The organism is Streptomyces sp. NPDC058697 (assembly GCF_042715345.1).
Taxonomy (GTDB): Bacteria; Actinomycetota; Actinomycetes; order Streptomycetales; family Streptomycetaceae; genus Streptomyces; species Streptomyces liliifuscus.
Genome location: NZ_JBHXSU010000026.1, coordinates 1 through 25,582, shown reverse-complemented (window position 1 = coordinate 25,582; position 25,582 = coordinate 1). Strand labels below are relative to the sequence as shown.

Here is a 25,582-nt window from a genome sequence, read left to right as displayed (position 1 = left end):
GCCGTGCCATCGGGTTGCTCGCGGCGGCACCATGGGGTGGGGCTTGGCATTGATCCGGTGTTGATCGAACGTTTTTCGGGGCGCGGCACGATTCTGGGCATGCACAACGACACCATTGCCGCGCCCGACCTCTCCTGGCAGGAACAGGCACTGTGCGCCCAGACCGGATCCGAGTTCTTCTTTCCCGAGCCGGGCAGCTCGGTGCGTGAGGCGAAGCGCATCTGCGGACTGTGCGAGATACGCTCCGCCTGCCTCGAATACGCGCTCGACCACGACGAACGCTTCGGCGTCTGGGGCGGCCTGTCCGAGAAGGAGCGGCTCAGTCTCCGCCGCACGCAGGACCAGCAGCAGCACCAGCAGCAGTACTGACGGCGGCGCCCGTCATTCGTACGTCACCGTGAACCGCTCCGTCCCGGCCGGTACCCGCACGTCCTGGCCCGTCACCTCCAGCTCCCGCCCGTCGGCGGACGCCGCCCGCACCCGGCCGAACCCGCACGGATAAACGAACCGCACCCCGTCCGGAGCCTCCGTGATGTCGACGGTCACCGTTCGCCCGGCCGGATCGTGCGCGAGCCGGTACCCGAACGGCTCCCCGAAGAGCGTGGGCGCCGCCTCCACCGCGACCTCTTCGCCCTCCGGTACCCAGTGCGGACGTATGCCCGGCGCGATGTAGAGATGCGGATCGCGGTCCTCGTCCGCCTCGAAGAAGAGGATGTCGCGGATCAGCAGCAGATACTCGGCCGCCGCCCAGCCGTGCGGGATGTCGCCCATGTACCAGGGCCGGTACGGGACTTCGGCGAAGTCCGAGGCGACCGGGAACGCGTGCTGCTCGTTCCACGCCCCAAGTGCCGCCACTCGGCCCGCCGTTCGGGGGAAGCCCGCGCCCACCGTCCAGCCGAGCAGCTCGTCCATCCGGGCGGGATCGCCCGCGAGCAGGTAGGCGTGCGCCAACTGCAGGGTCAGATAGGGCCCGTACGCGTTCCAGGCAGCCTCGTGGCGATAGCCGCCGGTGACGAAGTGCGCGTACATCGTGTCCAGCGTGAGTCGTGCGGCCCGGTCGACCTCCTCGCCGAGCTTGCTGCCCATGTGCAGGCGCAGCGGGTGGAAGTAGGCGGCCGTGCCGATCATCGTGGAGTCGAGCCGCCCGACGTCCGCGGGCCCGGTCGGGATGTACGTCTCCCAGGCGCCGCGGGCACGCTGCTCGGCCAGCACCCAGCGGATGGAGTCCCCGGTGGCGCGCTTCAAGTCGTCGAAGGCGGCCCAGAGTTCGGGTACTTCCGGTGCGTCGATCCGTTCCGCAAGGCGTGCCGCCTCGTACAGCCCGGCGAGTCCCCAGAGGTCGTCCCAGTAGTGCGGCTTGTCGCGTTCACCGAGGTGCTCGGCGCTCCAGCCGCTGTGCAACAGGCCGTACCCGTCACGGTTGTCGCGGAGCCAGCGGGCCGCGTCGCGTACGTACGGGACGTACAGCTTCGCCCCGAACGCGGCCTGCCGACCGGTGGTGCGGTCGAACCGGCCGATGGCCCACAGTGCCTGGCCGTTGCTGTCCCACTCGCGGTCGTCCTTCTCGTGCGGGCCGCCGTAGAAGCCGTACTCGGCGCAGGGACCGATCCGGCCGGTGCCGCGGTTGAACCGCAATGGGTAGTGCGTGCCCAACTGGTGCTCGGCCAGGGCCGAATCGCCGACCAGCGAGCAGGCCGTGGCCTCCACCGAGGAGTCGCGGATCCAGAAGGAGTCGTAGACCGTCGGTCCCGGATGGATCTCCCCGTGGTCGGAGAGGATCAGCAGCTGTGAACGTGACTGGCGGAAGAGGTCCGTCAAATGGGTGACGGGGGAGGGCAGTTGAGGCTGGAGTCCCTGACCCAGCAGTTTCGCCGCCCAGAAGTCCCGGTTGGCCGACTCCAGTTCCGTTGCCGGCGTTCCCTTCAGTTCCGCCAGGTCTTCGGCTCCGGCGTACAGATCGACCGGCAGTCGCACGTCGAGTTCGAAGACCTCGTCCGCGGTGACCCGGAACGGCCAGGCGAACACGGCGCTGCACAGCCCCGCCACCTGGTCCTGTGCGTCCAGGGCGCCGTTCAGCTTCCCGCCCGTCACCAGGTCGTGGAACGGGCTGTGCGCCAGATATGTGTCCGGATCGAAGGAGGAGTCCGGGTTGCCGTACACGCCGTACTGCTCGGGCGGGGTGTCGAAGACCGGCCCCCACCCCGAGTTGGTCTCCACGCGCTGTTCGTCGGGCAGATGACGCAGATAGGTCAGCCGCCGGTCGGTGACCTGACGGCCGTTGCGGTCGTGCCGCTGGAAACCGCTCGGCCCGGCGGGCATGACCGCCGCGCACAGCAGCCCCTCGTGCGGCTGCCCGGTCGGGCTGCTCACCGTCACCCGCGAGACGACCAGGTCCCGCTGTCGCGCGCCGACGGGCGCGGCGAAGGTGCGCTGCACGAACTCGACGCCCTCCGGCGTACGGAAGGTCGTGAGGACGACCGGTAAGTGCGGTGCCTCCATGCGCTGTTCGACGCTTCCGCCGTCCGGGAGCTGGGGCAGCCGCAGTGTGCCCGTCGCCGGATCGTGCAGGAAGAACGAGAGACAGTACTTGTCGTAGACCGGCTCGATCTCACCGGCCTGCCCGATCAGCGACTCCTGGCGGTGGTCCTTGACGCCGACCATGTGCCAGTAGCGGTACAGGGCGTTGGAGGCGAAGGCCGCCTCCTTCGAGTCGTACGTGCCGGCGTCGAAGTCGTCGCTCCAGCGCCGGAAGGCCTGCTGCGCCCACCAGGGCACGGGATAGGGAACCTGCTTTTTGCCCGCCCAGCCGCGCCACATGACCTCGTAGAACATCCACTCATGGGTCTGTGCCATGGTGTGTCACCCCCTCCGGGCACCGTTGCACCGCGGGGACGACCCGTAAATGCGTACGACGGACGGTTAAATGCGTACGGCGGCCGGGCGGGGCGCGATGGGCGGCTCTCGGCTTCGAGGTGGGCCGCATCGGTAATTCGGCGCGCACCACGGTCCCCGGCAGGCACAATCCACCCCATGGTCCACACCCCGCGGCACCAGGCCGAGAGCCTGCTGAACGCCCTCGACCCACTTCCGTACCCGCTGCGTATGCGCGAACTCGCCGCTCGCACACGGGAATTGGAGGAGACGCGTCCGCTGCTGGACGAGCTCGAAACGCGCGGCTCCTACGAGCGAGGGCTCGCTGTCGTGGCGGCGGCCGTCGCCGGGGACACCGAGTGGATCGCGGCGCGTATCGCCGACCCGGACTCCTTCGTGCGCGGACACGCGCTGCGTGCCGCCGACAGTCTCCAAGTGCCGGACGCCACCTACGAGTCGGCGCTCACCGACGCGCCCGAGACGATACGTCGTCACCTGCTGCGTGCCGTCGTCGCGGGCCGGCGCACCGCGCTGGCGGACCGGCTCGTCGACGCGCTGCGGGCGGAATGGGGCGACGAGGAGGCGGCACGGCTGCTGCCCGGGTGCTCCCCGGAGACGGTCGCCCGGCTGCTGCCCTCGCTGCTGCACGCCGTACAGGGTTCGAAATGCCTCGGCCGGCGGCACCCCAATGCCCTGCTGGACGTGGCGGAGCGGGAGTTGGCCGCCCTGCCGGAGTCGCTGCGCGACGCCTGGTGGCAGCGGTACGCGGAGGTCGTCATCGTCACTGTGGCCGCCGAGCCACTGCGCGTGCTGGACCTGATCGAGCGTCTCGGGCCCTCCAGGGTCCCGGCTCAACTCCTCGACCAGGCGGGCGCGTTCGCCGCCGTCGCGCCGGAACGCGTGCTCCGGCTGTTGATCTCGGGCCGCTTCCCCTCCTACGTCGGCACACGCAGTCGCTCGCTGCAACGCAGGCTGGCGCGATCCGAGGCGGAGGAACTCGCCGTCTACGGGCGGATGCTGGCCGCGTCGGGTGGCCTGGCACCGCTCCTCCACGCACTGCCGCCCGCCCGCCGTCACGCCTTCTACACAGCGTCCACGGCAGGCCGGGACGTAGGCAGTGCCACCGTGGACGCGGTCATCCTTGAGGCGCTGCCCCGCAGTTGCGTCGCCGAGGAGGCCCGGCGGATGGCCGCCGCGGCACGCGAGCGCGGCGAGGCGTGGGACACCGTGCTGCTCGCCGAATCCTTCCTGCCCGTCGCCGAGGTACGGGAGCGGCTCGTCGAGGCGACGCGCCGCCCCGCCGCCGAAGACCGGGCGCTGGCCTGGCCGTTGCTCATCCGCAACGCCGCCCGCTCCGGCGACCCCGCGGCCGTCACCTCCGTACTGGAGGAGTCGGCCAGGCTGCGCAACGAGCAGGAACCGGTGCGGCTGCCCGCCCTGTACGCGGTGTCCCGCACCCCGCCCGCCCTGTTCACCGAGGACGCCGAGCCGCATCTCGACCGGATCGCCGCCGACGCCGTCGAGGCCCGGGACTCCTCGCACCAGACCCGGGGCAACCTCAGCGAGCTCGCCCTGTCCGTGCTGCGGGAGCACGCGGCGGGCGGATCAAGGGAGTTGGTGAACTGGGCGCTGCGCACCCTCGTCCGGATCTCCGGCAACACCGGAGGCGCCGACCTGGGCCGACTCGACGAGAAGCTGCGTCGCGGCCAGGAACACCAGGTGTACGACGCGCTGCGGCCGTGGATCGAGGCGGGCGCTGAGAAGGCCGACTACAGCCTCACTTTCGCTCTCGCCCGGGCCGTGGGACGTCGCGCCGCGGGCATGCCCGAGCTGCAGGAACTCCTGTGGCAGGCCGTCAGGTTCGGGAACGACGATTCCGTACGCGACGCGGTCGAGCTGTGGCTGGAGCCGCCCGCCACCCGCGACGAACGGGCCGCGCGCGTCCTCTCGCTCGAACCCTCGGCGGGAACACTGTGGCCGGTCCTGGACGTGATCACCCGACGCCGCACCGATCTCCTCGACGTGCTCCTCGCGGACACCCCGCCGTACGGGCGTTTCCTCACCAAGGGCAGCCCGTGGACCGTACCCGTGAACCAGGACGTACGACGCTGGCTGCCACGCCAACAGGAGGCCGTGGCCAGGCAGTTGGCCGAGCAGGCCGCCGACGCCGGGCTGCCGTCGTACGCACGGGCCGCCGCCATCGCGCAGGCCGCGCGGATACCGGGCCCCGGCGCCGGACTCGTACGCGACTGGACCGGCTCGTCGGACGTCGTGCTCGCGGAGGCCGCCCTCGGCGCGCTCGCCCACACCGACCGGCCGGGCGACGCACTGCCCGAACTTCTCGCGCACGCCGGGGACGACCGCGCCCGCGTCGCCGTGTACGCGGCCACCCGGGCATCCCGGCACGTGGCGCCGTCGCGGCTCGTGGGGCAGCTGCGCGAGGTGCTGCTCGCCCCGGACACCAAGGTGACCAGCCGCAAGGAGGCCGCCCGTCTCGCCGCCGCCCGGCTCCCGATACCGGTGGCCGCGGGGCTCCTCACCGAGGCGTACGAGCGTCCCGGTGCCCACCTCGACGTCCGGGCCGCGTGTGTCGCCTTCGCGGGCGCGCTGCTCACCGAGGAGAGCGTCTGGACGCTCCTGCACGACGCCGTGGCCGCCGAGCCCGTGCTCCGCGCGGCCGTCCTGCGCGTCTCGCCCCTCGACCTGCCGGAACGGCACCGCGCGCGGTACGCCCGTCTCGTCCGTGACGTGTGCGCGACCGACGATCCGGCGACGGCGACCCTCGCCTTCGGAGCCCTGTCCCACTGGGCGCCCTGGTCCCCGGACGCCCCCACCGTCCTCGCCTCCGCCACGGCCGACCTGTCGAACCGCACGAGCTGGCGGGCGGCGGCGCAGGGCCTGGTGGTCACGGCGGCGGGCTCGGCCGGCGGAGCGAGAGGCCTGCGGGAAGCCCTGCGCGTACTGGCGGAGGCGGAGGCCGAGTCCGAAACTGACACCGATGCCGGGACCGATGCCGGGACGGCGGCGTTCGCCCTCGCAGACGCCGAACCCCGTCGCGACCGCCCCGCCCGCCAACGGGTCGACCACCTCGTCGCCCGGCTCGCCCAGCAGGCCAGGATTGCCGCCGGGCCCATCCGGGACGCGGCCCTCGGGGCCGGTGAGCTGCTGGCCCGGTACGACGGATTCGTACCGCAGGCCGCCACCGTCGCGGCGTTCCACCTCGACCTGGACGCGGAGGCGGAGCGGGTGGACACGGCCCTGGACCGGCTGGCCGCACTGACGGAAGGACGGCCGGCGCTCGCCGCACGCACCGCCACGGAACTCGCCGCCAGGCTCCGCCGGACGCAGGAGGGCGACGCCGACATCCTGCTCGGCGCCGCCCAACGGCTGACTGTTCACGGCGGCCACAGCGAGGGACTGCTGGCCGCGGCAATCACGACCACGCTCGGCACCCGCACGGGCTGGCCGCCTCCCTGGCGGGCCCAGCTACGAACCCTGCGCCGCCACCCACACCCCGACGTCCGCGACGCGGCACTGGCAAAGGTAACGGCGCACGAGTGAGTCGGGGGGCGCCCCGTAAGGGGCGCGGGGAACTGCGCGCTCAGCCCAAGACGGGCCGGCAGTCAACGAACAACCGCACCCGCCCAAAGCCCACCGGCTATACGGCGGCAGCCCTCGCCGCCATCCGCGCCTTGCGAGCCGCGAGCTTCTCGTCGAACTTCGAGGCCTCGGCGTCGAGCCCGCCCATGTACAGACCGAGCTCTTCCTGGGCCTTGAGACCCTCGGGGCCCAGACCGTCGATCTGCAGGACCCTGAGGTGACGCAGCACCGGCATCAGCACGTCGTCGTGGTGGATCCGCATGTTGTAGACCTCGCCGATCGCCATCTGCGCGGCGGCCCGCTCGAAGCCGGGCATGCCGTGTCCGGGCATCCGGAACTGCACGATGACGTCCCGCACGGCCTGCATGGTCAGGTCGGGGGCGAGCTCGAACGCGGCCTTGAGGAGGTTGCGGTAGAAGACCATGTGCAGGTTCTCGTCGGTCGCGATGCGCGCCAGCATGCGGTCACAGACGGGGTCGCCCGACTGGTGGCCGGTGTTGCGGTGCGATACGCGGGTCGCGAGCTCCTGGAAGGCGACGTACGCGACGGAGTGCAGCATCGAGTGGCGGTTGTCCGACTCGAAGCCCTCGCTCATGTGCATCATGCGGAAGGCTTCGAGCTGGTCCGGGTCCACGGCGCGCGACGCGAGGAGGTAGTCGCGCATCACGATGCCGTGGCGGCCCTCCTCGGCGGTCCAGCGGTGCACCCAGGTGCCCCAGGCGCCGTCGCGGCCGAAGAGGGAAGCGATTTCGTGGTGGTAGCTGGGCAGGTTGTCCTCGGTGAGGAGGTTCACGACCAGTGCGATTCGGCCGAGCTCGGTGACCTTGGACTGTTCCTTGTCCCAGGCCTCGCCGTCCTCGAAGATGCCGGGGAAGTTGCGGGCGTCGGACCAGGGCACGTACTCGTGCGGCATCCAGTCCTTGGCGACCTTCAGATGACGGTTGAGCTCGGTCTCCACCACTTCTTCCAGCGCGAACAGCAGCCGTGCGTCGGTCCAGTCGGAGGACGGGCTGCCGAGATGGGGAGAAGTGATCGTCACGAGGGCTCCAGAGGGGACGTAAATACTGAGCGTTCACACAACCTACGGCATCGTAGGCTACGTATCCGTAGGTTACGATGCCGTAGGTTAAGCGCGGCGTAAAGGGCCCTGATCAGGGACGATCTCTCCGGAGATCGCCAAGAGCCGCTTCCTTGAGTCGCCCACCTGGCGGACACCGCAGGTCCCAGGGGGCGAACGGGTGTCCCCGTCGGTCGTTCAGGCGTACAGCCCCCTGAGCCGTACCGAGAGGCATGTCACACAGCCTTCGAGCTTCTCGAACTCGCTGATGTCGACGAGGACGGGCTCGTGGCCGAGATCGGCGTACAGCTCGGCGGTCTTGGGCGCGCTGGCCGCCATCAGCAGCTTGCCGCCGCCGAGAAGCACCACGTGGGCGCCGGACTCCTCAGGTACCCCGAGGAAGCGCGGGAAGACCGACGGGGTGTCCACCAGCGGCTCGTGCCCGACGACCGTGCCGTCCGGGAGCGCGGTGACCGCCGACTTCAGGTGCAGCACCTTGCTCACCGGTACGGCGACGACTCGGGCGCCCAGCGGTTCGAAGGCGGCCCGCAGCTGATGGATGCCGGCCCCGTTGGTCCGCCCGCCCCGGCCGACGTAGATCGTGTCGCCGACCTTCAGGACGTCGCCGCCGTCGAGCGTGCCCGGCTCCCACACCCAGTTCACCGAGCAGCCGAGCCGCGCCACGGTCTGCTCGACCCCGGTGGTCTCGCCGCGCCGCGACTGCGCGCCGGAGCGCCCGATCAGCGCCACGTTGCGGTAGACGACCACCGCGTCCTCCACGAACACGGAGTCCGGGCAGTCGTCGGCGGGCTCGACCTCGACGGTCTCCCAGCCGTGCGTACGCAGCGCCTCCGCGTACGCCTCCCACTGTTCGACCGCCAGCTCGACGTCGACCTTCGTGCGCTCGATGTGCGTGACCAGACCCTCGGCCAGGCGGGGGCTCGGGCGGCGGATGAGGGCTTTCTGGCTGGGCACGTGCGTTTCTCCGTCTCGGCCGGGTGTGTCCCCGCACATCATGCAGCCCATGCCGGAGTCACAACAGCCCCCCGGGGTGCGGGGCTGGAGAGGGGATTGTGGCGGGTGTGTCCGTATCCGCGAGCGGTGGCGGGCCGCGCCCCGTCAGGGGCGCGGGGAACTGCGCGACCAGCCCCCACGGGCCCGCACTCTCCGTCACGACCTGGTGGTGTCCGTCAACGCCCCCGGCGAAGCCCTACCCCACGAACCGCCGGAGGTGCTCCGCGGTGAACGACCCCTCCGCATCGAGCAGCTGCCCCGGCGTCCCCTCGAACACGACCAGCCCACCCTCCTTGCCCCCCTCGGGCCCCAGATCGATGACCCAGTCGGCGTGGGCGACAACATCGAGGTTGTGCTCGACGACAAGCACCGTGTTGCCCGCGTCGACCAGCCGGTCGAGGAGGGCGAGCAGGCCGTCGACGTCCGACATGTGCAGGCCGGTGGTCGGCTCGTCGAGCACGTACACCGCTCCGGTTCTGTGGAGCCGGGTCGCGAGTTTGATGCGCTGGCGTTCCCCGCCGGAGAGCGTGGACAGGGGCTGACCGAGTGTCAGATACGTGAGCCCCACGTCCCGTAGAGCCCGCAGTCGGCGGCGTACGCCCGGGTCCTCGAAGAAGCCCAGGGCCTGATCGGCCGTCATCTCCAGTACGTCGACAATGGAGTTGCCGCCCACGGTCAGCCGCAGCACCTCGTCCTTGAAGCGTCGCCCCTCGCAGTCGGGGCAGGTCGTGGTCACCGGGTCCATGAACGCGAGGTCGGTGTAGCTGACTGCGCGCCCCTGACAAGTCCCGCACGCCCCATCGGAGTTGAAGCTGAAAAGGCCCGGCTCCACGCCCGTCTCCCGCGCGAAGATCTTCCGTACGGTGTCCATGACGCCGAGGTACGTCGCCGGAGTGGACCGCGCCGAGATGCCGATGGACGACTGGTCGACGACCACGGCGTCCGGGTGCGCGGCCGTGAACTCCTTCGAGACGAGCGTGCTCTTCCCCGAGCCGGCGACACCGGTCACCGCGGTCAGTACCCCGGTGGGGAACTCGACCGTCACGTCCCGCAGGTTGTGCAGGGCGGCGCCCTTCACCCAGAGCCCTCCGGTGGCCGTCCGTGTCCGCCGTTTCACCTCGGTGCGGCGGCGCAGACAACGGCCCGTCGGGGTGTCGGCCGACGCCAGCTCGCCGGGCGTCCCCTCGAAGACGACCCGGCCGCCGTCCGCTCCTGCCCGCGGCCCCATGTCGACGATGTGGTCGGCGAGGGCGATGACGTCCGGGTCGTGCTCGACGACCAGCACGGTGTTCCCCTTGTCCCGCAGCCGCAGCAGCAGGTCCCCGAGCCGTCCCACGTCACGCGGGTGCAGCCCGACGCTCGGCTCGTCGAAGATGTACGTCATCCCGGTCAGGCTCGACCCGAGGTGCCGGACCATCTTCAGCCGCTGCCCCTCCCCGCCGGACAGCGTCGAAGTCTCCCGGTCCAGGCTGAGATAGCCGAGCCCGATCGCCTCGATCCGCTCCAGCGAGGCCACGGCGGCGGCCGCGACCGGTGTGGCGACCGGGTCGTCGATGTCCTTCAGCACGGGGATCAGGTCGCTGATCTGCATCCGGGCGCAGTCGGCGATGGACAGGCCGGGCCGCCCGGCGGGCCCGGTGCCGATCCGGGTGGCGAGCGCCGCCTCGTTCAGCCGGGCGCCCCGGCACCCCGGGCAGAGCCCCTCCGTCATATAGCCCCGCGCCTGGTCACGTGTCTTCTGGCTGAGCGCGGACAGGTCCCGCTTGAGATACAGCCGCTCGAAACGGTCGGCGAGCCCTTCGTAGTCGGTGCTCCAGGTGCCGCCCGAGCCGCTGATGGTGACCTTGCTGCCGGGGCGCCCGCGCAGCAGGAACTCCCGCTCGGCCGCGGTGAATTCGCGTACGGGCCTGTGCGGGTCCAACTCGGTGGTGTTCGTGTATCCCTGCCCCTGCCAGGTTCCGGCGGCGAACGGCGGGAAGAGGATCGCGCCGTCCGCCAGGGACAGGTCCGGGTCCAGGATGCGGTCCCAGTCGGGCCGGACCGTGCGCCCGAGACCGTCGCACTCGGGGCACATGCCCGACGGATCGTTGAACGAGTACGCGGTGGCAGGACCCGCGCTCGGGCTGCCGTGCCGCGAGAACAGCACCCGGATCACCGAGTACACGTCCGTCATCGTGCCCACCGTCGACCGGGAGTGGCCACCGACCGGTTTCTGGTCGACGACGATCGCGGGCGAGAGATCCTCGATGGCCTCCGCGTGCGGCCGTTCGTACTTCGGCAGCCGGTTGCGGACGAACCAGGTGAAGGTCTCGTTCAGCTGGCGCTGCGACTCGACCGCGATCGTGTCGAAGACGACCGACGACTTGCCCGACCCCGACACCCCGGTGAAGACCGTGAGCCGGCCCTTCGGGATGCGCAGGGTCACGTCCTGGAGGTTGTTCTCACGGGCCCCGACCACCCCGATGAACGAGTGCGTACCGGAAACGGGCTGGTCAGGGCCGGTGAAGGGCTGCTGTGTACCGGTGGTCAACTGGCTCATACCGCCGAAGCTAGCCGGGATACCCGACAGCTTCTGGCGTGATTTCCTTGAGTTCTCCTCCTTCCAGCAGCAGCCACCGGGTGATCCCGATCGACTCCAGGAACGGCACGTCGTGGCTGGCCACGATCAGCGCTCCCTCGTACGACTCCAGGGCCGTGGTGAGCTGTCGCACGCTCGCCATGTCGAGGTTGTTGGTCGGCTCGTCCAGCATCAGGACCTGTGGCGCGGGCTCGGCGAGCATCAGCGCGGCCAGCGCCGCCCGGAAGCGTTCGCCGCCGGAGAGCGTCGCCGCCCGCTGGTCGGCCCGCGCACCCCGGAAGAGGAAGCGGGCCAGCCGTGCCCGGACGCGGTTGTTGGTCGCGCCGGGCGAGAACCGGGCCACGTTCTCGGCGACCGTCAGCTCGTCGTCGAGCACGTCGAGCCGCTGCGGCAGAAACCGCAGGGGCACATGCGCCCGTGCCTCCCCGGAGACCGGTTCCAGCTCCCCGGCGACCGTCCGCAGCAGGGTCGTCTTGCCCGACCCGTTGCGCCCGATCAGCGCGACCCGCTCGGGCCCGCGCAGATCGAAGCTGCCCACCCTCGCGCCGTACGCCAACTCCAGGTCCAGGAGCGTCAGTACGTTCCGGCCCGGCGGTACGGCCGTGTACGGCAGGTCGACTCGGATCTCGTCGTCGTCCCGCACGGCGTCCACGGCCTCGTCGAGCCGCTCCTTCGCCTCGGCCAGCTTCTCCTCGTGCATGATGCGGTGCTTGCCCGCGGACTCCTGGGCGGCGCGTTTGCGGGCACCCATGACGATCTTCGGCTCGCGCTTCTGCTCGAACATCTTCTGGCCGTACTTCTTGCGCCGGGCCAACTTGACCTGTGCATCGGCCAGTTCACGCTTCTGCTTCTTCAGATCGGACTCGGCCACGCGCACCATGCGCTCGGCCGCGTCCTGCTCGGTGGCGAGCGCCTCCTCGTACATCGAGTAATTGCCGCCGTACCAGGTCACCTCGCCGGAACGCAGATCGGCGATCTGGTCGACCAGGTCCAGGAGTTCACGGTCGTGGCTGACCACGATCATGACTCCTGACCAGGCCTCGACGGCCGCGTACAGCCGCCGGCGCGCGTACAGGTCGAGGTTGTTGGTGGGCTCGTCGAGCAGGAGGACGTCGGGCCGGCGCAGCAGCAGTGCGGCCAGCCGCAGCAGGACCGACTCGCCGCCCGAGACCTCGCCGATGGTGCGGTCCAACTCGATGTGGCCGAGACCGAGTTCGCCGAGGGTGGCGACGGCCCGCTCCTCCACGTCCCAGTCGTCGCCCACGACGTCGAAGTGCGCCTCGGACACGTCACCCGCCTCGATGGCGTGCAGCGCGGTCCGCTTGGCGGCGATGTCCAGCGCCTCGTCGACCCGCAGACCGGTGTCCAGGGTGACGTTCTGCGGCAGATATCCGACCTCGCCCGCGACACGCACGGTGCCGTCGGCCGGGGTCAGTTGCCCGGCGATCAGCTTCAACAGCGTTGATTTCCCTGATCCGTTGACGCCGACGAGCCCGGTCCTGCCGGGTCCGAAGGCCACCTGCAGATCGTCGAAGACGGAGGTGCCGTCCGGCCAGGCGAAGGAAAGGGAGGTACAGGTGATGGAGGTGGGGAAGGTTGACATACGCGCCTCGCGGTACTTGATGCGGTCAGGGCAACGCGTATCGAGACACCGGGGCGGCGACGACGGCCGGGAGGACGGACAGAGGTCCTCAAGGCATCCTGGGAGGAAAGGGGAAGGCCCTGTTCCGGGAGGACGGCTCGAATGCCGAGGTCGCACGCTGCGCACACACGGACACGTGTGTGACGAGGTGTCTCAGGACCTCAGACGAGCAACGTCCTTCTCCAATCGGCGACAACAGAACCGTCACACACCGTACGAAGGGCTCTCACGGCTGTCAACGAAATAACGTGAGCCCCCACCTCGACCGCACCAAGGAGACCCCGTGCCCGACGGTTCCCTCTCGTTGCCCGCCCGGCTCTACCTGCTGGCCTGGGACACCACGAAGCTGAAGGTCACCGACGCCGCCCACCTCCCCCACATCGTCCGGGCGGGAGCCCTCACCGAGCTGGCACAGCGCGGACTGCTCGCCGACGTGGACGGCATCGCCACGCCCACGGACCCCGACGCCCAGACCGGGGACCCCGTCCTCGACGGGCTCCTGGAACTGGTCGAGGAGTCCCGCCCGCACAGGTGGAAGACCTGGGTCGGCCTTCGGGCCCGCGTCACCCTGGACGCCGTACGGGAGCAGCTCGCCGCCGACGGATACCTGCGCGCGGAGAAGACACGGGTGCTCGGGGTGTTCCCGTCCGTGGAGTACGAGATCGACCGCGTCGCCGCCGTGGACAGGCTGCGCGAGGAGGCCCGGGAGGTACTGGAGGGGCCCGGGCCCGTCGAGGAGGTGCCCGAGCAGGACGCGGCCCTCGTCGCCCTCGCCGCCGGCGCCGAGCTGCGCACCCTGCTGTCGGGCAAGGAACAGCGGCAGTACAAGCAGCGAATCGAGGACCTGGCCGAACGCAGCGGGGCGACGACTCCCGCCCTGAAGAAGGCGGTCCAGGAGGTGCGTTCGGCGGTGGTCCTGGTGATGACGACTACGGGCGTGCCCGGGAGCTGAGGGGCAGAGGAAGCCCGGGCGCCCGCGAGCCGGGGTGGCAGGAGCGGCTTGTGCCGGGGAGTCGACCCCGCCCGGGTGAGGGGCGTGGCGGGAGCCCCGGCCGCGGCCGTGAGGTCCGCTCAGGCGGCCCACGTACGTGTCGGATTCCTGCCAGCCAAGCTGCCCGCCCCGGTGATTGGCTCATTCGCATGACCGATCTCCGTGCACAGGCCCTGACCTTCCGCGAGCTGCACATCCCCGGCCGGCCACTCGTCCTCGCCAATGCCTGGGACACCATGAGCGCCCGTGTCGTCGAGGAGGCGGGCGCCCTTGCCATCGCGACCACCAGCGCGGGCCTCGCCTGGGACCTGGGCGCCGCGGACGGGGACCACCTCGACCGGGACCGCGCGCTGGAAGCGGTCGGGCGCATCGCGGCCGCCGTCCGGGTGCCGGTGAGCGCCGACATCGAGACCGGCTACGCCGAGGACGCCCAGGGCGTCGGCGACACGGTCCGCGCGGTGCTGGCGGCCGGCGCGGTGGGCGTGAACATCGAGGACGCCCTGTACGGGCCGGAGCAGGCGCGCAGAGGCGGTGCGGCCCTGCGGCCGGTCGCCGAGCAGGCCGAGAGGATCGCGGCCGCCCGGGAGGCCGCCGACTCGGCCGGGGTACCGCTGTTCGTCAACGCCCGCATCGACACGTATCTGCGGGGAGCCGGAGACCTGGCCGTCACCCTGGAGCGCGCCGCCGCCTTCCTCGCCGCAGGGGCCGACGGAGTCTTCGTGCCCGGTCCCGTCGACCCGGTCACCGTCAAGAACCTGGCCGAGGGCGTGGACGGGCCGCTCAACGTGATGGCCGGCCCCGGTGCCCCGTCCGTCGCCGAGCTGTCCTCACTCGGCGTCGCCCGGATCAGCGTCGGTTCGGGAATCGCGCAGGCCGCACACGCACTTGTCCGCCGTGCCGCGCGGGAGCTGCTGGGCACGGGGACGTACGAGTCGCTGGCCGGCGGACTCGACTACGGAGAGCTCAACACCCTGCTGGGGAAAGGGCGCTGACCTCTCCGGAAGGGGTCAGCAGGCGTCCCGCAGCAGCTCGGCGAGCTGCTGGTCCAGGTCCTGGTGCAGATGCTCAAGACCGAAGGGCACGACCTGGGTCGTACTCTCCAGGAAGCGCCGCAGCTCGCCCGTGCGGACGTGGACCACGGCGGTGCCCTCGGGGGCGTGGAACTCCAGGACGATGCGGTCGTACCCGTACGGCCGCACGCGGACGTCCCCGTGTCCCACCGGCTCCTCCAGGCCCGAGGCGAGGAGCTCGCGGGCGAAGGTCCAGATCACGTCCACGCCTTCGAGCGTGGCCGGGGCCGGGAAGGACATGCGGACGGCGAAGGGGTCGTGCGGGTCGTATCGGAGTGTTGCGGGAATGCTCGGCATCCGCGGAGCCGCGGCGACGAGACGGGCCTCTACGGGCTGCTCGATGACGGTGGACAACGCCTTGCTCCCTTGTGACGGCTGGACGAACGGTGGACGGATGAGCCGGGCACTTGTAGAGACGCTCGAACCGGCCGATCCGTGCGCACTAAAACCCATGAAATTCGAGTGACCTCCGTCACCGCCTTCAATCACGGAAGTGATCAAAGATTCCTCAAGTGACCCCCGATGCCTTCCGGGGCATCTGGACGCCACTGGGGGAGTGGGCTAGCTTCGCCCGCCATGAGGGGCTTGGGGAAGACGCGACGCACGAGACTTACGGGATTCACAGGGCGTACGGGATCCACGAGGCGGCTGGTGACCGCGGGGGTGTGCGGACTCGCACTCGCCGCCACGCTCACGGCACCCGCACAGGCACAGGCACACGACCAGGGACCGGGTGGCGGGAAGGCTCCGCACTGGGAGCTGAAGGACAGCGGCACGGACGTCCGCTTCCGAGGGCTCTCCGCCGTCAGCCGGAACACCGCCTGGCTGGCCGGGTCCAAGGGCACGGTGCTGCGCACGGCCGACGGCGGCAGGAACTGGCGGAACGTATCGCCGCCGGGAGCCGCCGAGTTGGAGTTCCGGGACATCGAGGCCTTCGACAGCAGGCGTGCCGTGGTGCTGGCCATCGGCGAGGGCGAGGCGTCCCGGGTCTTCCGGACCGAGGACGGCGGGGCGACCTGGACCGAGTCGTTCCGCAACACCGACGCCAAGGCCTTCTACGACTGCATCACCTTCTTCGACAGCCGCCACGGCCTGGCCATGAGCGACCCGGTGGACGGCAGGTTCCGCATCCTGTCGACCAGCGACGGCGGCCGCTCCTGGAAGGTCCTGCCGAGCGCCGGCATGCCCGCGGCCCAGACCGGCGAGGCGGGCTTCGCGGCCAGTGGGCAGTGCCTGGTCAGTTCGGGGCCGCGGGACGTGTGGCTGGCCACCGGCGGGGCGGCACGCGCGCGTGTGCTGCACTCTTCCGACCGGGGCCTGACCTGGACGGCCACCGACACCCCGATCCCGGCGGGCGACCCGGCACGCGGAGTCTTCGCCGTCGCATTCCGCGACCGGACGCACGGCATCGCGGTCGGCGGCGACTACCGCGCCGACCAGGCCTCCCCACAGGCGGCCGCGACCAGCCGCGACGGCGGCCGCACCTGGACCACGGCAGGCACACCGCCGCCCGCCTACCGCTCGGGCGTCACCTGGCTCCCGCACAGCCGGACGTCCGCCCTCGCGGTCGGCCCCACCGGCACCGACCTCACCAGGGACGGCGGCCGCACCTGGCGCACCCTGGACACCGGCTCGTACGACACCGTGGACTGCACCCCCGACCGGGCCTGCTGGGCCTCCGGCGAGAAGGGCCGGGTGGCCCGCCTGGAGCGCTGAACAGCGATCCCCGGGAGAACGGGCGCGAAAAGTGGCAAGTGGCCGTCGGCCGCGGGGTCGTACGCTCGTCACATCATGACGACGACCGTACGCATCCCCGCGGGCTGGCCCGCCACCGAGGACCAGGCCAGGGCCGTACAGGACGAGTTGCGGGGGCGGGTGGTTCTCGACGAGCCCGGGCCGCCGCCGGGAACCGGCCGGGTGACCGGGGTCGACGTGGCGTACGACGACGAGCGCGATGTCGTCGTGGCCGCGGCCGTCGTGCTCGACGCGTCGACGCTCGACGTGGTCGCCGAGTCCACGGCCGTGGGCCAGGTGCCGTTCCCGTACGTCCCCGGGCTGCTGGCCTTCCGGGAGATCCCGGCCGTTTTGGCCGCCCTCGAAGCGCTGCCGTGCGCACCCGGCCTGGTCGTCTGCGACGGCTACGGCCTCGCCCACCCCCGCCGCTTCGGCCTGGCCAGCCACCTCGGCGTCCTCACCGGCCTGCCGACGATCGGGGTCGCCAAGAACCCGTTCACCTTCACGTACGAGGAGCCGGGCGCCCCGCGCGGATCCGCGTCACCGCTGCTCGCGGGCGAGGAGGAGGTCGGCCGCGCACTGCGCACCCAGGCGGGCGTCAAACCGGTGTTCGTCTCCGTCGGCCACCGGGTGACCCTGGACACCGCCTGCGCCCACACCCTCCACCTCGCGCCGCGCTTCCGCCAACCGGAGACGACCAGGCACGCGGACGCCCTGTGCCGACGGGCGTTGAAGGCGACGGCCGCTGGGACGGCCCCCTGAGTACGAGTACTCGGCACCGGCCTCCGAGTAGGCGTTCTGAGTACCGGTTCTGAGTATCTGTACGGATGCCGGGCCCCCGCCATGATCGGCAGGCTGTGACGCATGACGACACACCGTGCCCCGAAGACCGCCACCAGCCCCACCCAGCCCGTCGAGCGGGCCGTGATGGCCGGACTGCTCCTCGCCGTCCTCGCCGGTGTCGCCTGGATAGCCGGGATGATCTACACGGTCATGGGGTGGCCGCTCTGAGCAGTTCCCCGCGTCCGATGACGCCGGCCCGCGTGGCCGGCACCGTGCACGCATGGGCCCCGGCGATCACGCCGAAGAGCCCGCACCGCTCGGGCGGTTCGCCGCTCACCCTGCCGAACAGCCAGCCCGCCGCGAAGGCGTCCCGGCTCCGTTCGAATCCACGACCGGCGCGCTCGGCGATCCGCCGCATGTCATGAGAAGGGTCTGAGGGCAGCGCGCCCCGTCAGGGGCGCGGGGAACTGCGCGACCAGCCACAACGAACCCGCACCAGTCATCCGGCACTTCCCGCGGAGCGATCGGCGGCAACCCGAAAACTGATCCCAGCCCCCCGCAACCGCTCGATCAGCGAATCCCCCATGGCAACAGCAGTCGTCACCTGCCCAGAAGTCGAGGGAAGCTCGTCGAACGCAAGACACAACGCGGACTCGGCCAACATCTTCGCGGTGTCCCCATACCCGGGATCCCCACCGGAGACCTCAGTGAACACCCGCCGCCCACCCCCTTCACCGACGAACCGCACCGAGAACCAACTCGACGCCCGCTTCTCCTCGCTGGGCCCGTCACCGGGCTTGAGCCGGTCCGACAGCCACCGCCGCACCGGCGGCACCTGGGCCGCCGCGATGACCGCCCCGGCCCCCGCCACCCCGCCCACCGCGAACGGCAGCGTCCTGACGGCCGCGTAGTGCCGGTAACGGAAGTCGGGCCCGTACCGCTCCAGCGCCCGCGCGGACCGCTGCACGATCTGCGCGTCGATGGTGGGCAGGGGCAACGCCCACGCCCCGACCTCCTTGGCGTACCGGGGAGCGCTCGACGGCGCGTACGCCCGCCGTCCCACCAGCCGGGGCTCGTGCCGCTTGCGGTCCCGCGCCGCGGCGAGCATGTGCCGCCCGCGCGACATCTGGTTGAGGGCGGAGGCGAAGGTGCCGCCCGAGAACATCCCCTCGACGCGCACGAACCCGTCGACGGTCAGTGGCACCCCTTCGGGCAGTTGACGCACGGTGAAGTAGGCGCCGAGGTCATGGGGGACCGAGTCGAAGCCGGCGGCGTGCACCAGCCGTGCGCCGGTCTCACGCGCGCGTGCGTCGTGCCGCACGTACATGAGGTCCACGAACTCGGACTCTCCGCAGAGGTCCAGATAGTCGGTGCCGTCCTCCGCGCAGGCGGCCACCAGGTCCTCGCCGTACGTCAGGTAGGGCCCGACGGTCGTGGCCACCACGCGCGCGTGCGCCGCGAGTTCCCGCACGGACGCCGGATCGGCGACATCGGCCCGCAGCAGCGGCAGCTCCGCGCAGGCCGGGTCGATCTGCGTCAGGCGCTCCCGCAGCCGTTCCAGCTTCGCGGTGTCGCGCGCCGCGATCGCCCACCGCAGCCCCTTTGGAGCGTGCGCGGCGAGATACTCCGCCGTGAGCACGCCGACGAATCCCGTGGCCCCGAAGAGCACGATGTCGTACGCGCGCTCCGTCCTGTCCTGCCTGCTCATGGCACCTCTCAGCCGTCCAGCCCGCGCCGTTGTCGGTGGCTGAGGCTAGCGTGAGGTACGAGGAGCCGAACCAGGACCCCGTGCGCGGGGCCGAAAAGGACCGGAGGCAGCCGTGGCCCCGACGAAGACCGCCCTGAAGAAGTGGGAGAAAGTACGAGAGTTCGCCCTCGGACTGCCGGGCGCGGTCGAGGAGTTCCCCTGGAGTGAGAGCGTCGCGAAGGTCAACAAGAAGGTGTTCGTGTTCCTCGGTGTCGACGACGGCAGCTATCCGCTGGGCGTCACCGTGAAGCTCAAGGACGAGGTGGCGCACGCCCACGCGCTGTCCTCACCGGGCGCGGAGCCCGCCGGATACGGCCTGGGCAAGGCGGGCTGGGTGAGGGTCCCGCTGGAGGAGAAGGGCGCCCCGGCCGCGGAGCTGCTGTGCGACTGGGTGGAGGAGAGCTACCGCACCATCGCGCCAAAGAGGCTCATAGCGGAGCTGGACGCGCGCTGAAGCTCCTGGTTGGCTTCCAGAATCTACTAAGCGCTTGCTCGCCAGGGCTTGTGCGGAGTGGAACACGTTCTTAACATCACTGATGTTACATCAGGTGTGTCACAGTGCTGGGGGCTTGATGGCAGCGGCAGGGACGGCAGTGCACGGCCCGCTCGCCGGGGTGCGCGTGGTCGAGCTGGCGGGCATCGGGCCCGGCCCGTTCGCCGCCATGCTCCTGGCCGACCTGGGCGCGGACGTCGTCCGCGTGGACAGGCCGAACGGCGTCGGACTCGCGATCAACCCCGACTACGACATCACCAACCGCAACAAGCGCTCGGTGATCGTCGATCTGAAGGCACCCGACGGCGCGGACCGCGTCCTCGACCTGGCCGACCGCGCCGACATCCTCATCGAGGGCTTCCGTCCGGGCGTCGCCGAGCGCCTCGGCGTCGGCCCCGAGGCCTGTCACGCCCGCAACCCGAAGCTCGTCTACGGACGGATGACCGGCTGGGGCCAGGAGGGCCCGCTCGCCCCGCGCGCGGGCCACGACATCGCGTACATCGCGCTCACCGGCACCCTCGGCATGATCGGCGCTCCGGGCGAGCCCCCGGCCGTCCCCGCGAACCTCGTCGGGGACTACGCGGGCGGCTCGCTCTACCTCGTCGTCGGCGTCCTCGCCGCCCTCCACCACGCCCGCGCGACCGGCGCCGGCCAGGTCGTGGACGCGGCGATCGTGGACGGCACGGCCCACCTCGCCTCGATGATCCACGGCATGCTCGCCGCCGGCGGCTGGCAGGACCGGCGGGGCGCCAACCTCCTCGACGGCGGCTGCCCGTACTACGGAACGTACGAGACGGCCGACGGCCAGTACATGGCGGTGGGCGCGCTGGAGGGGCAGTTCTACGAGGAGTTCGTGCGGCTGCTCGGCCTGGAGGAGTACGTCTCGGCGCGCAAGGACCTGTCCCGCTGGGCCGAACTCCGCGAGGCGCTGGCCGCCCGCTTCAAGACCCGCACGAGAGACGAGTGGACCGCGGTCTTCGAGGGCTCCGACGCCTGCGTGGCGCCGGTGCTGTCGCTGCGCGAGGCCCCGCACCATCCGCATCTCGCCGCCCGCGGCACCTTCACCGACCACGGCGGCATCACCCAGCCCGCGCCCGCACCCCGCTTCTCCGCCACTCCCACCGCCGTCCGCAGCGGGCCCGCACTGCCGGGCGCCGACACCGCGGATGTGGCCCGCGACTGGGACGTACCGGACCTCCTGAAGGGCAGCACCGAATGAAGCGGCAGATCTTCGCGCCCGAGCACGACGCGTTCCGCGAGACCGTCCGGACCTTCCTCGCCAAGGAGGTGCTGCCGCACTACGAGCAGTGGGAGAAGGACGGCATCGTCTCGCGGGACGCCTGGCTGGCCGCCGGAAAGCAGGGCCTGCTCGGACTCGCCGTCCCGGAGGAGTACGGGGGCGGAGGCAACGCCGACTTCCGCTACAGCGCCGTACTCGCCGAGGAGTTCACGCGCGCGGGGGCCGCCGGGCTCGCGCTCGGGCTGCACAACGACATCATCGGGCCGTATCTGACGGGCCTCGCCACCGAGGAGCAGAAGCGGCGGTGGCTGCCCGGTTTCTGCGACGGCTCACTGATCACCGCCATCGCGATGACCGAGCCCGGCGCCGGGTCGGACCTCCAGGGCATCAAGACGCGCGCCGAGGACCGGGGCGACCACTGGCTGCTCAACGGCTCCAAGACCTTCATCTCGAACGGGATCCTGGCCGACCTGGTGATCGTCGTCGCGAAGACGACCCCCGAGGGAGGCGCCAAGGGCCTCTCCCTGCTCGTCGTCGAGCGAGGCATGGACGGCTTCGAGCGCGGCCGCAACCTCGACAAGATCGGGCAGAAGGCCCAGGACACCGCCGAGTTGTTCTTCCACGACGTACGCGTTCCGAAGGCGAACCTGCTGGGCGAGCTCGACGGCGCCTTCGTGCACCTGATGACGAATCTCGCGCAGGAGCGGCTGAACATCGCCGTCGCAGGGATCGCCGCCGCCGAGTACCTGCTGGAGATCACCACGGAGTACGTCAAGGAGCGCGAGGCCTTCGGGCGGCCGCTGTCCCGGCTCCAGCACATCCGCTTCGAGATAGCCGAGATGGCCACCGAGTGCGCCGTCACCAGGACGTTCGTCGACCGTTGCACAGAGGACCACGCGGACGGCGAACTCGACGCGGTGCACGCCTCGATGGCCAAGTGGTGGGCCACCGAGCTGCAGAAGCGCGTCGCGGACCGCTGTCTCCAACTGCACGGCGGCTACGGCTATATGACGGAGTACCGCGTGGCCAGGGCCTTCACCGACGGCCGCATCCAGACCATCTACGGCGGGACGACCGAGATCATGAAGGAGATCATCGGCCGTTCCCTGCTCGGCTGACCCTCCCGGCCCTTGCGGGCTCTCCTTGAAAGGCTCACGCGTGACCACCGAAGCGTACGTGTACGACGCGATCCGCACCCCGCGCGGCCGCGGCAAGGCGAACGGCGCCCTGCACGGCACCAAGCCCGTCGACCTGGTCGTCGGGCTCATCCACGAGATCCGCGCCCGCTTCCCGGGGCTCGACCCGGCCGCCATCGACGACATCGTGCTCGGTGTCGTCGGACCCGTCGGCGACCAGGGCTCCGACATCGCCCGGATCTCCGCCATCGCCGCCGGACTGCCCGACACGGTGGCCGGAGTCCAGGAGAACCGCTTCTGTGCGTCGGGCCTGGAAGCCGTCAACCTCGCCGCGATGAAGGTCCGTTCGGGCTGGGAGGACCTCGTCCTCGCGGGCGGCGTCGAGTCGATGTCCCGGGTGCCGATGGCCTCCGACGGCGGCGCCTGGTTCGCCGACCCGATGACCAACATCGCCACCAACTTCGTACCCCAGGGCATCGGCGCCGACCTCATCGCCACCATCGAGGGTTTCTCTCGCCGGGACGTCGACGAGTACGCGGCGCTGTCCCAGGAGCGCGCCGCCGCGGCCTGGAAGGACGGCCGCTTCGAGCGGTCCCTCGTCCCCGTGAAGGACCGCAACGGACTCGTCGTCCTCGACCACGACGAGCACCTGCGCCCCGGAACGACCGCCGACTCGCTCGCCAAGCTAAAGGCGTCGTTCGCGGACATCGGAGACCTGGGCGGCTTCGACGCCGTGGCGCTGCAGAAGTACCACTGGGTGGAGAAGATCGACCACGTCCACCACGCGGGCAACTCCTCCGGCATCGTGGACGGCGCCTCGCTGGTCGCCGTCGGCTCGAAGGAGGTCGGCGAGCGGTACGGGATCACCCCGCGCGCGCGGATCGTCGCCGCGGCCGTCTCCGGCTCCGAGCCGACCATCATGCTGACCGGGCCCGCGCCCGCCACCCGCAAGGCACTCGCCAAGGCCGGGCTGACCATCGACGACATCGACCTCGTCGAGATCAACGAGGCCTTCGCCGCGGTCGTCCTGCGCTTCGTGAAGGACATGGGCCTGTCCCTGGACAAGGTCAACGTCAACGGCGGCGCGATCGCCCTCGGCCACCCGCTCGGCGCCACCGGCGCGATGATCCTCGGCACGCTCGTCGACGAACTGGAGCGCCAGGACAAGCGGTTCGGCCTCGCCACCCTGTGCGTGGGCGGCGGCATGGGCATCGCCACGATCGTCGAGCGCGTCTGAACTTCCCGGCGGATCAACGGACTTCCAACGGACTTCAACGGAGAACCCCCTCATGACCGAGAGCACCACCATCCGCTGGGAACAGGACGAGACCGGCATCGTCACCCTGGTCCTCGACGACCCCGACCAGTCCGCGAACACCATGAACCAGGCGTTCCGCGACTCGCTCGCCGCGATCACCGACCGGCTGGAGGCGGAGGTCCAGGCCGACCCCGACGCCATCCGCGGCATCGTCTTCACCTCCGCCAAGAAGACCTTCTTCGCGGGCGGCGACCTGCGCGACCTCATCCGCGTCACCCCCGAGACCGCTCAGCAGCTCCTCGACGGAGGCCTCGCCATCAAGCGCGACCTCCGCCGCATCGAGACGCTCGGCAAGCCCGTCGTCGCCGCCATGAACGGCGCGGCCCTGGGCGGCGGCTACGAGATCGCGCTGGCCTGTCACCACCGCGTCGCCCTCGACGCGCCCGGCTCCAAGATCGGCTGCCCCGAGGTCACACTCGGTCTGCTGCCCGGAGGAGGCGGCGTCGTCAGGACCGTACGCCTCCTGGGCATCGCCGACGCGCTCCTGAAGGTGCTCCTCCAGGGCACCCAGTACAGCCCGGGGCGCGCCCTGGAGAACGGCCTCGTCCACGAAGTGGCGGCCACCCACGAGGAGATGCTCGCCAAGGCCCGCGCCTTCATCGACGCCAACCCCGAGTCGAGCCAGCCCTGGGACAAGCCCGGCTACCGCATCCCGGGCGGCACCCCGTCCAACCCGAAGTTCGCGGCCAACCTGCCCGCCTTCCCGGCCAACCTGCGCAAGCAGACGAACGGCGCGCCCTACCCGGCGCCGCGCAACATCCTCGCGGCCGCCGTCGAGGGCTCGCAGGTCGACTTCGAGACCGCGCAGGTCATCGAGGCGCGCTACTTCGTGGAGCTGGCCGCCGGCCAGACCTCCAAGAACATGATCCAGGCCTTCTTCTTCGACCTCCAGGCCGTCAACTCGGGCGCCAACCGGCCCAAGGGTGTCGAACCCCGCCAGGTCCGCAAGGTCGCCGTCCTGGGCGCCGGGATGATGGGCGCCGGCATCGCGTACTCCTGCGCCCGCGCGGGCATCGACGTCGTCCTCAAGGACGTGTCCGCCGAGGCGGCGGCAAGGGGCAAGGGCTACTCCGAGAAGCTCTGCGCCAAGGCCGTCTCCCGGGGCCGTACAACTCAGGAGAAGGCGGACGCGCTGCTGGCCCGCATCACGCCGACCGCCGACCCTCAGGACGTGGCGGGCTGCGACGCCGTCATCGAGGCCGTCTTCGAGGACTCCGCGCTCAAGCACAAGGTGTTCCAGGAGATCGAGCACATCGTCGAACCGGACGCGCTGCTCTGCTCCAACACCTCGACCCTGCCGATCACCGCCCTCGCCGAAGGCGTCGAGCGACAGGTCGACTTCGTCGGACTGCACTTCTTCTCGCCCGTCGACAAGATGCCGCTCGTCGAGATCATCAAGGGCGAGCGCACCGGCGACGAGGCACTCGCCCGCGCCTTCGACCTCGTACGGCAGATCAGGAAGACCCCGATCGTCGTCAACGACTCGCGGGGCTTCTTCACCTCCCGCGTCATCGGGCACTTCATCAACGAGGGCGTGGCGATGGTCGGCGAGGGCATCGAGCCCGCCTCCGTCGAGCAGGCCGCCGCCCAGGCCGGCTACCCCGCCAAGGTCCTCTCCCTGATGGACGAGCTGACCCTCACCCTGCCGCGCAAGATCCGCGCCGAGTCGAAGCGGGCCGTCGAGGAGGCGGGCGGCACCTGGACGGCGCACCCCGCGGACGCGGTCATCGACCGCATGGTCGACGAGTTCGGCCGCCCCGGGCGCAGCGGTGGCGCGGGCTTCTACGAGTACGGGGAGGACGGCAGGCGCGCCGGACTGTGGCCCGGGCTGCGCGAGCACTTCACGCGTGCGGGGGCCGCCGAGGCCGGGATTCCCTTCCGGGACATGCAGGAGCGCATGCTGTTCTCCGAGGCGCTGGACACCGTCCGGCTTCTGGAGGAGGGCGTCCTGACGTCCGTCGCCGACGCCAACATCGGCTCGATCTTCGGGATCGGCTTCCCTGGCTGGACGGGTGGCGTTCTTCAGTACATCAACGGGTACGAGGGCGGGCTGCCGGGCTTCGTGGACCGTGCGCGTGAGCTCGCCGAGCGGTACGGGGAGCGGTTCGCGCCTCCGGCGCTGCTTGTGGAGAAGGCGGAGAAGGGGGAGCGGTTCACGGACGCGTGAGGGTTTGACGCCGGTTTTTCGCCCCCGCCGCCCCTACCCATTCCCGTCCTTCTGGGGCTCCGCCCCAGACCCCGTGGGGTTCGTTTTTGGCTGCGGGCCGTCGTGGGTTGCTCGCGCAGTTCCCCGCGCCCCTTTCAGGGG

19 protein-coding genes and 1 pseudogene are annotated in these 25,582 nt (G+C 71.0%); 12 read left to right on the top strand and 8 right to left on the bottom strand.

Annotated elements, in window-relative coordinates; all coding sequences use genetic code 11:
- The first annotated feature begins 99 nt into the window (after positions 1 to 99).
- Entirely contained in the window at positions 100 to 369 is a 270-nt protein-coding gene (locus tag ACFWXQ_RS38495; RefSeq protein ID WP_190227651.1) for a WhiB family transcriptional regulator, read from the top strand.
- Between the two features lie 12 nt (positions 370 to 381).
- Here the strand turns inward: ACFWXQ_RS38495 and ACFWXQ_RS38490 are convergent, their stop codons facing one another.
- Positions 382 to 2,853, bottom strand: a complete 2,472-nt coding sequence (locus ACFWXQ_RS38490; protein ID WP_383947113.1) for a hypothetical protein — start codon at positions 2,851 to 2,853, stop codon at positions 382 to 384.
- Between the two features lie 177 nt (positions 2,854 to 3,030).
- Between ACFWXQ_RS38490 and ACFWXQ_RS38485 the strand changes: the two genes are divergently transcribed.
- Positions 3,031 to 6,432, top strand: a complete 3,402-nt coding sequence (locus ACFWXQ_RS38485) for a hypothetical protein (RefSeq protein ID WP_383947115.1) — start codon at positions 3,031 to 3,033, stop codon at positions 6,430 to 6,432.
- A 97-nt stretch (positions 6,433 to 6,529) separates the two neighbouring features.
- On the opposite strand, the gene ACFWXQ_RS38480 is transcribed toward ACFWXQ_RS38485, so the two are convergent.
- The 4 genes from ACFWXQ_RS38480 to ACFWXQ_RS38465 form a co-directional block, all read right to left on the bottom strand.
- Positions 6,530 to 7,510: an acyl-ACP desaturase gene (locus ACFWXQ_RS38480; protein WP_383947118.1), complete on the bottom strand. Its 981-nt coding sequence runs from the start codon at positions 7,508 to 7,510 to the stop codon at positions 6,530 to 6,532.
- 216 nt (positions 7,511 to 7,726) lie between these two features.
- The gene (gene ddaH, locus ACFWXQ_RS38475; RefSeq protein WP_383947121.1) at positions 7,727 to 8,503 is read right to left on the bottom strand and encodes a dimethylargininase; all 777 of its coding nucleotides are present in this window, start codon (positions 8,501 to 8,503) and stop codon (positions 7,727 to 7,729) included.
- Positions 8,504 to 8,738: 235 nt separating this feature from the next.
- Positions 8,739 to 11,081: an ATP-binding cassette domain-containing protein gene (locus tag ACFWXQ_RS38470; RefSeq protein ID WP_383947124.1), complete on the bottom strand. Its 2,343-nt coding sequence runs from the start codon at positions 11,079 to 11,081 to the stop codon at positions 8,739 to 8,741.
- A 10-nt stretch (positions 11,082 to 11,091) separates the two neighbouring features.
- A complete protein-coding gene (locus ACFWXQ_RS38465; RefSeq protein WP_383947126.1) occupies positions 11,092 to 12,723 on the bottom strand; it encodes an ABC-F family ATP-binding cassette domain-containing protein in 1,632 nt (543 codons plus the stop codon).
- A gap of 322 nt (positions 12,724 to 13,045) precedes the next feature.
- Between ACFWXQ_RS38465 and ACFWXQ_RS38460 the strand changes: the two genes are divergently transcribed.
- Positions 13,046 to 13,714: a GPP34 family phosphoprotein gene (locus ACFWXQ_RS38460; RefSeq protein WP_383947129.1), complete on the top strand. Its 669-nt coding sequence runs from the start codon at positions 13,046 to 13,048 to the stop codon at positions 13,712 to 13,714.
- A 188-nt stretch (positions 13,715 to 13,902) separates the two neighbouring features.
- Positions 13,903 to 14,745: an isocitrate lyase/phosphoenolpyruvate mutase family protein gene (locus ACFWXQ_RS38455; protein WP_383947131.1), complete on the top strand. Its 843-nt coding sequence runs from the start codon at positions 13,903 to 13,905 to the stop codon at positions 14,743 to 14,745.
- A gap of 15 nt (positions 14,746 to 14,760) precedes the next feature.
- On the opposite strand, the gene ACFWXQ_RS38450 is transcribed toward ACFWXQ_RS38455, so the two are convergent.
- Entirely contained in the window at positions 14,761 to 15,177 is a 417-nt protein-coding gene (locus ACFWXQ_RS38450) for an SsgA family sporulation/cell division regulator (RefSeq protein WP_189839578.1), read from the bottom strand.
- Between the two features lie 297 nt (positions 15,178 to 15,474).
- Here ACFWXQ_RS38450 and ACFWXQ_RS38445 point away from each other — a divergent pair, with 297 nt between their 5' ends.
- The 3 genes from ACFWXQ_RS38445 to mmpA all read left to right on the top strand — a co-directional run bounded on the left by ACFWXQ_RS38445 (position 15,475) and on the right by mmpA (position 17,568).
- Positions 15,475 to 16,539, top strand: coding sequence for a WD40/YVTN/BNR-like repeat-containing protein (locus ACFWXQ_RS38445; RefSeq protein WP_383947134.1), 1,065 nt, complete (start codon positions 15,475 to 15,477; stop codon positions 16,537 to 16,539).
- Between the two features lie 75 nt (positions 16,540 to 16,614).
- Positions 16,615 to 17,319, top strand: a complete 705-nt coding sequence (locus ACFWXQ_RS38440) for an endonuclease V (RefSeq protein WP_383947136.1) — start codon at positions 16,615 to 16,617, stop codon at positions 17,317 to 17,319.
- Positions 17,320 to 17,421: 102 nt separating this feature from the next.
- A complete protein-coding gene (gene mmpA, locus ACFWXQ_RS38435) occupies positions 17,422 to 17,568 on the top strand; it encodes a morphogenic membrane protein MmpA (protein WP_383947139.1) in 147 nt (48 codons plus the stop codon).
- Here mmpA and ACFWXQ_RS38430 read toward each other — a convergent pair.
- A pseudogene (locus ACFWXQ_RS38430) lies at positions 17,549 to 17,748 on the bottom strand (PfkB family carbohydrate kinase); the annotation flags it as partial. The gene mmpA and the pseudogene ACFWXQ_RS38430 overlap by 20 nt on opposite strands.
- A 91-nt stretch (positions 17,749 to 17,839) precedes the next feature.
- A complete protein-coding gene (locus ACFWXQ_RS38425) occupies positions 17,840 to 19,048 on the bottom strand; it encodes a saccharopine dehydrogenase family protein (RefSeq protein ID WP_383947142.1) in 1,209 nt (402 codons plus the stop codon).
- 112 nt (positions 19,049 to 19,160) lie between these two features.
- Between ACFWXQ_RS38425 and ACFWXQ_RS38420 the strand changes: the two genes are divergently transcribed.
- The 5 genes from ACFWXQ_RS38420 to ACFWXQ_RS38400 all read left to right on the top strand — a co-directional run bounded on the left by ACFWXQ_RS38420 (position 19,161) and on the right by ACFWXQ_RS38400 (position 25,441).
- Positions 19,161 to 19,541, top strand: coding sequence for an MmcQ/YjbR family DNA-binding protein (locus tag ACFWXQ_RS38420; RefSeq protein ID WP_383947145.1), 381 nt, complete (start codon positions 19,161 to 19,163; stop codon positions 19,539 to 19,541).
- A 118-nt stretch (positions 19,542 to 19,659) separates the two neighbouring features.
- Positions 19,660 to 20,799, top strand: coding sequence for a CaiB/BaiF CoA transferase family protein (locus ACFWXQ_RS38415; protein WP_383947148.1), 1,140 nt, complete (start codon positions 19,660 to 19,662; stop codon positions 20,797 to 20,799).
- The gene (locus ACFWXQ_RS38410; protein ID WP_383947151.1) at positions 20,796 to 21,938 is read left to right on the top strand and encodes an acyl-CoA dehydrogenase family protein; all 1,143 of its coding nucleotides are present in this window, start codon (positions 20,796 to 20,798) and stop codon (positions 21,936 to 21,938) included. Before ACFWXQ_RS38415 ends, ACFWXQ_RS38410 begins: the two co-directional genes overlap by 4 nt.
- A 40-nt stretch (positions 21,939 to 21,978) precedes the next feature.
- A complete protein-coding gene (locus ACFWXQ_RS38405; protein WP_383947153.1) occupies positions 21,979 to 23,193 on the top strand; it encodes an acetyl-CoA C-acetyltransferase in 1,215 nt (404 codons plus the stop codon).
- Between the two features lie 52 nt (positions 23,194 to 23,245).
- Positions 23,246 to 25,441, top strand: coding sequence for a 3-hydroxyacyl-CoA dehydrogenase NAD-binding domain-containing protein (locus ACFWXQ_RS38400; protein WP_383947156.1), 2,196 nt, complete (start codon positions 23,246 to 23,248; stop codon positions 25,439 to 25,441).
- Positions 25,442 to 25,582 lie beyond the last annotated feature (141 nt).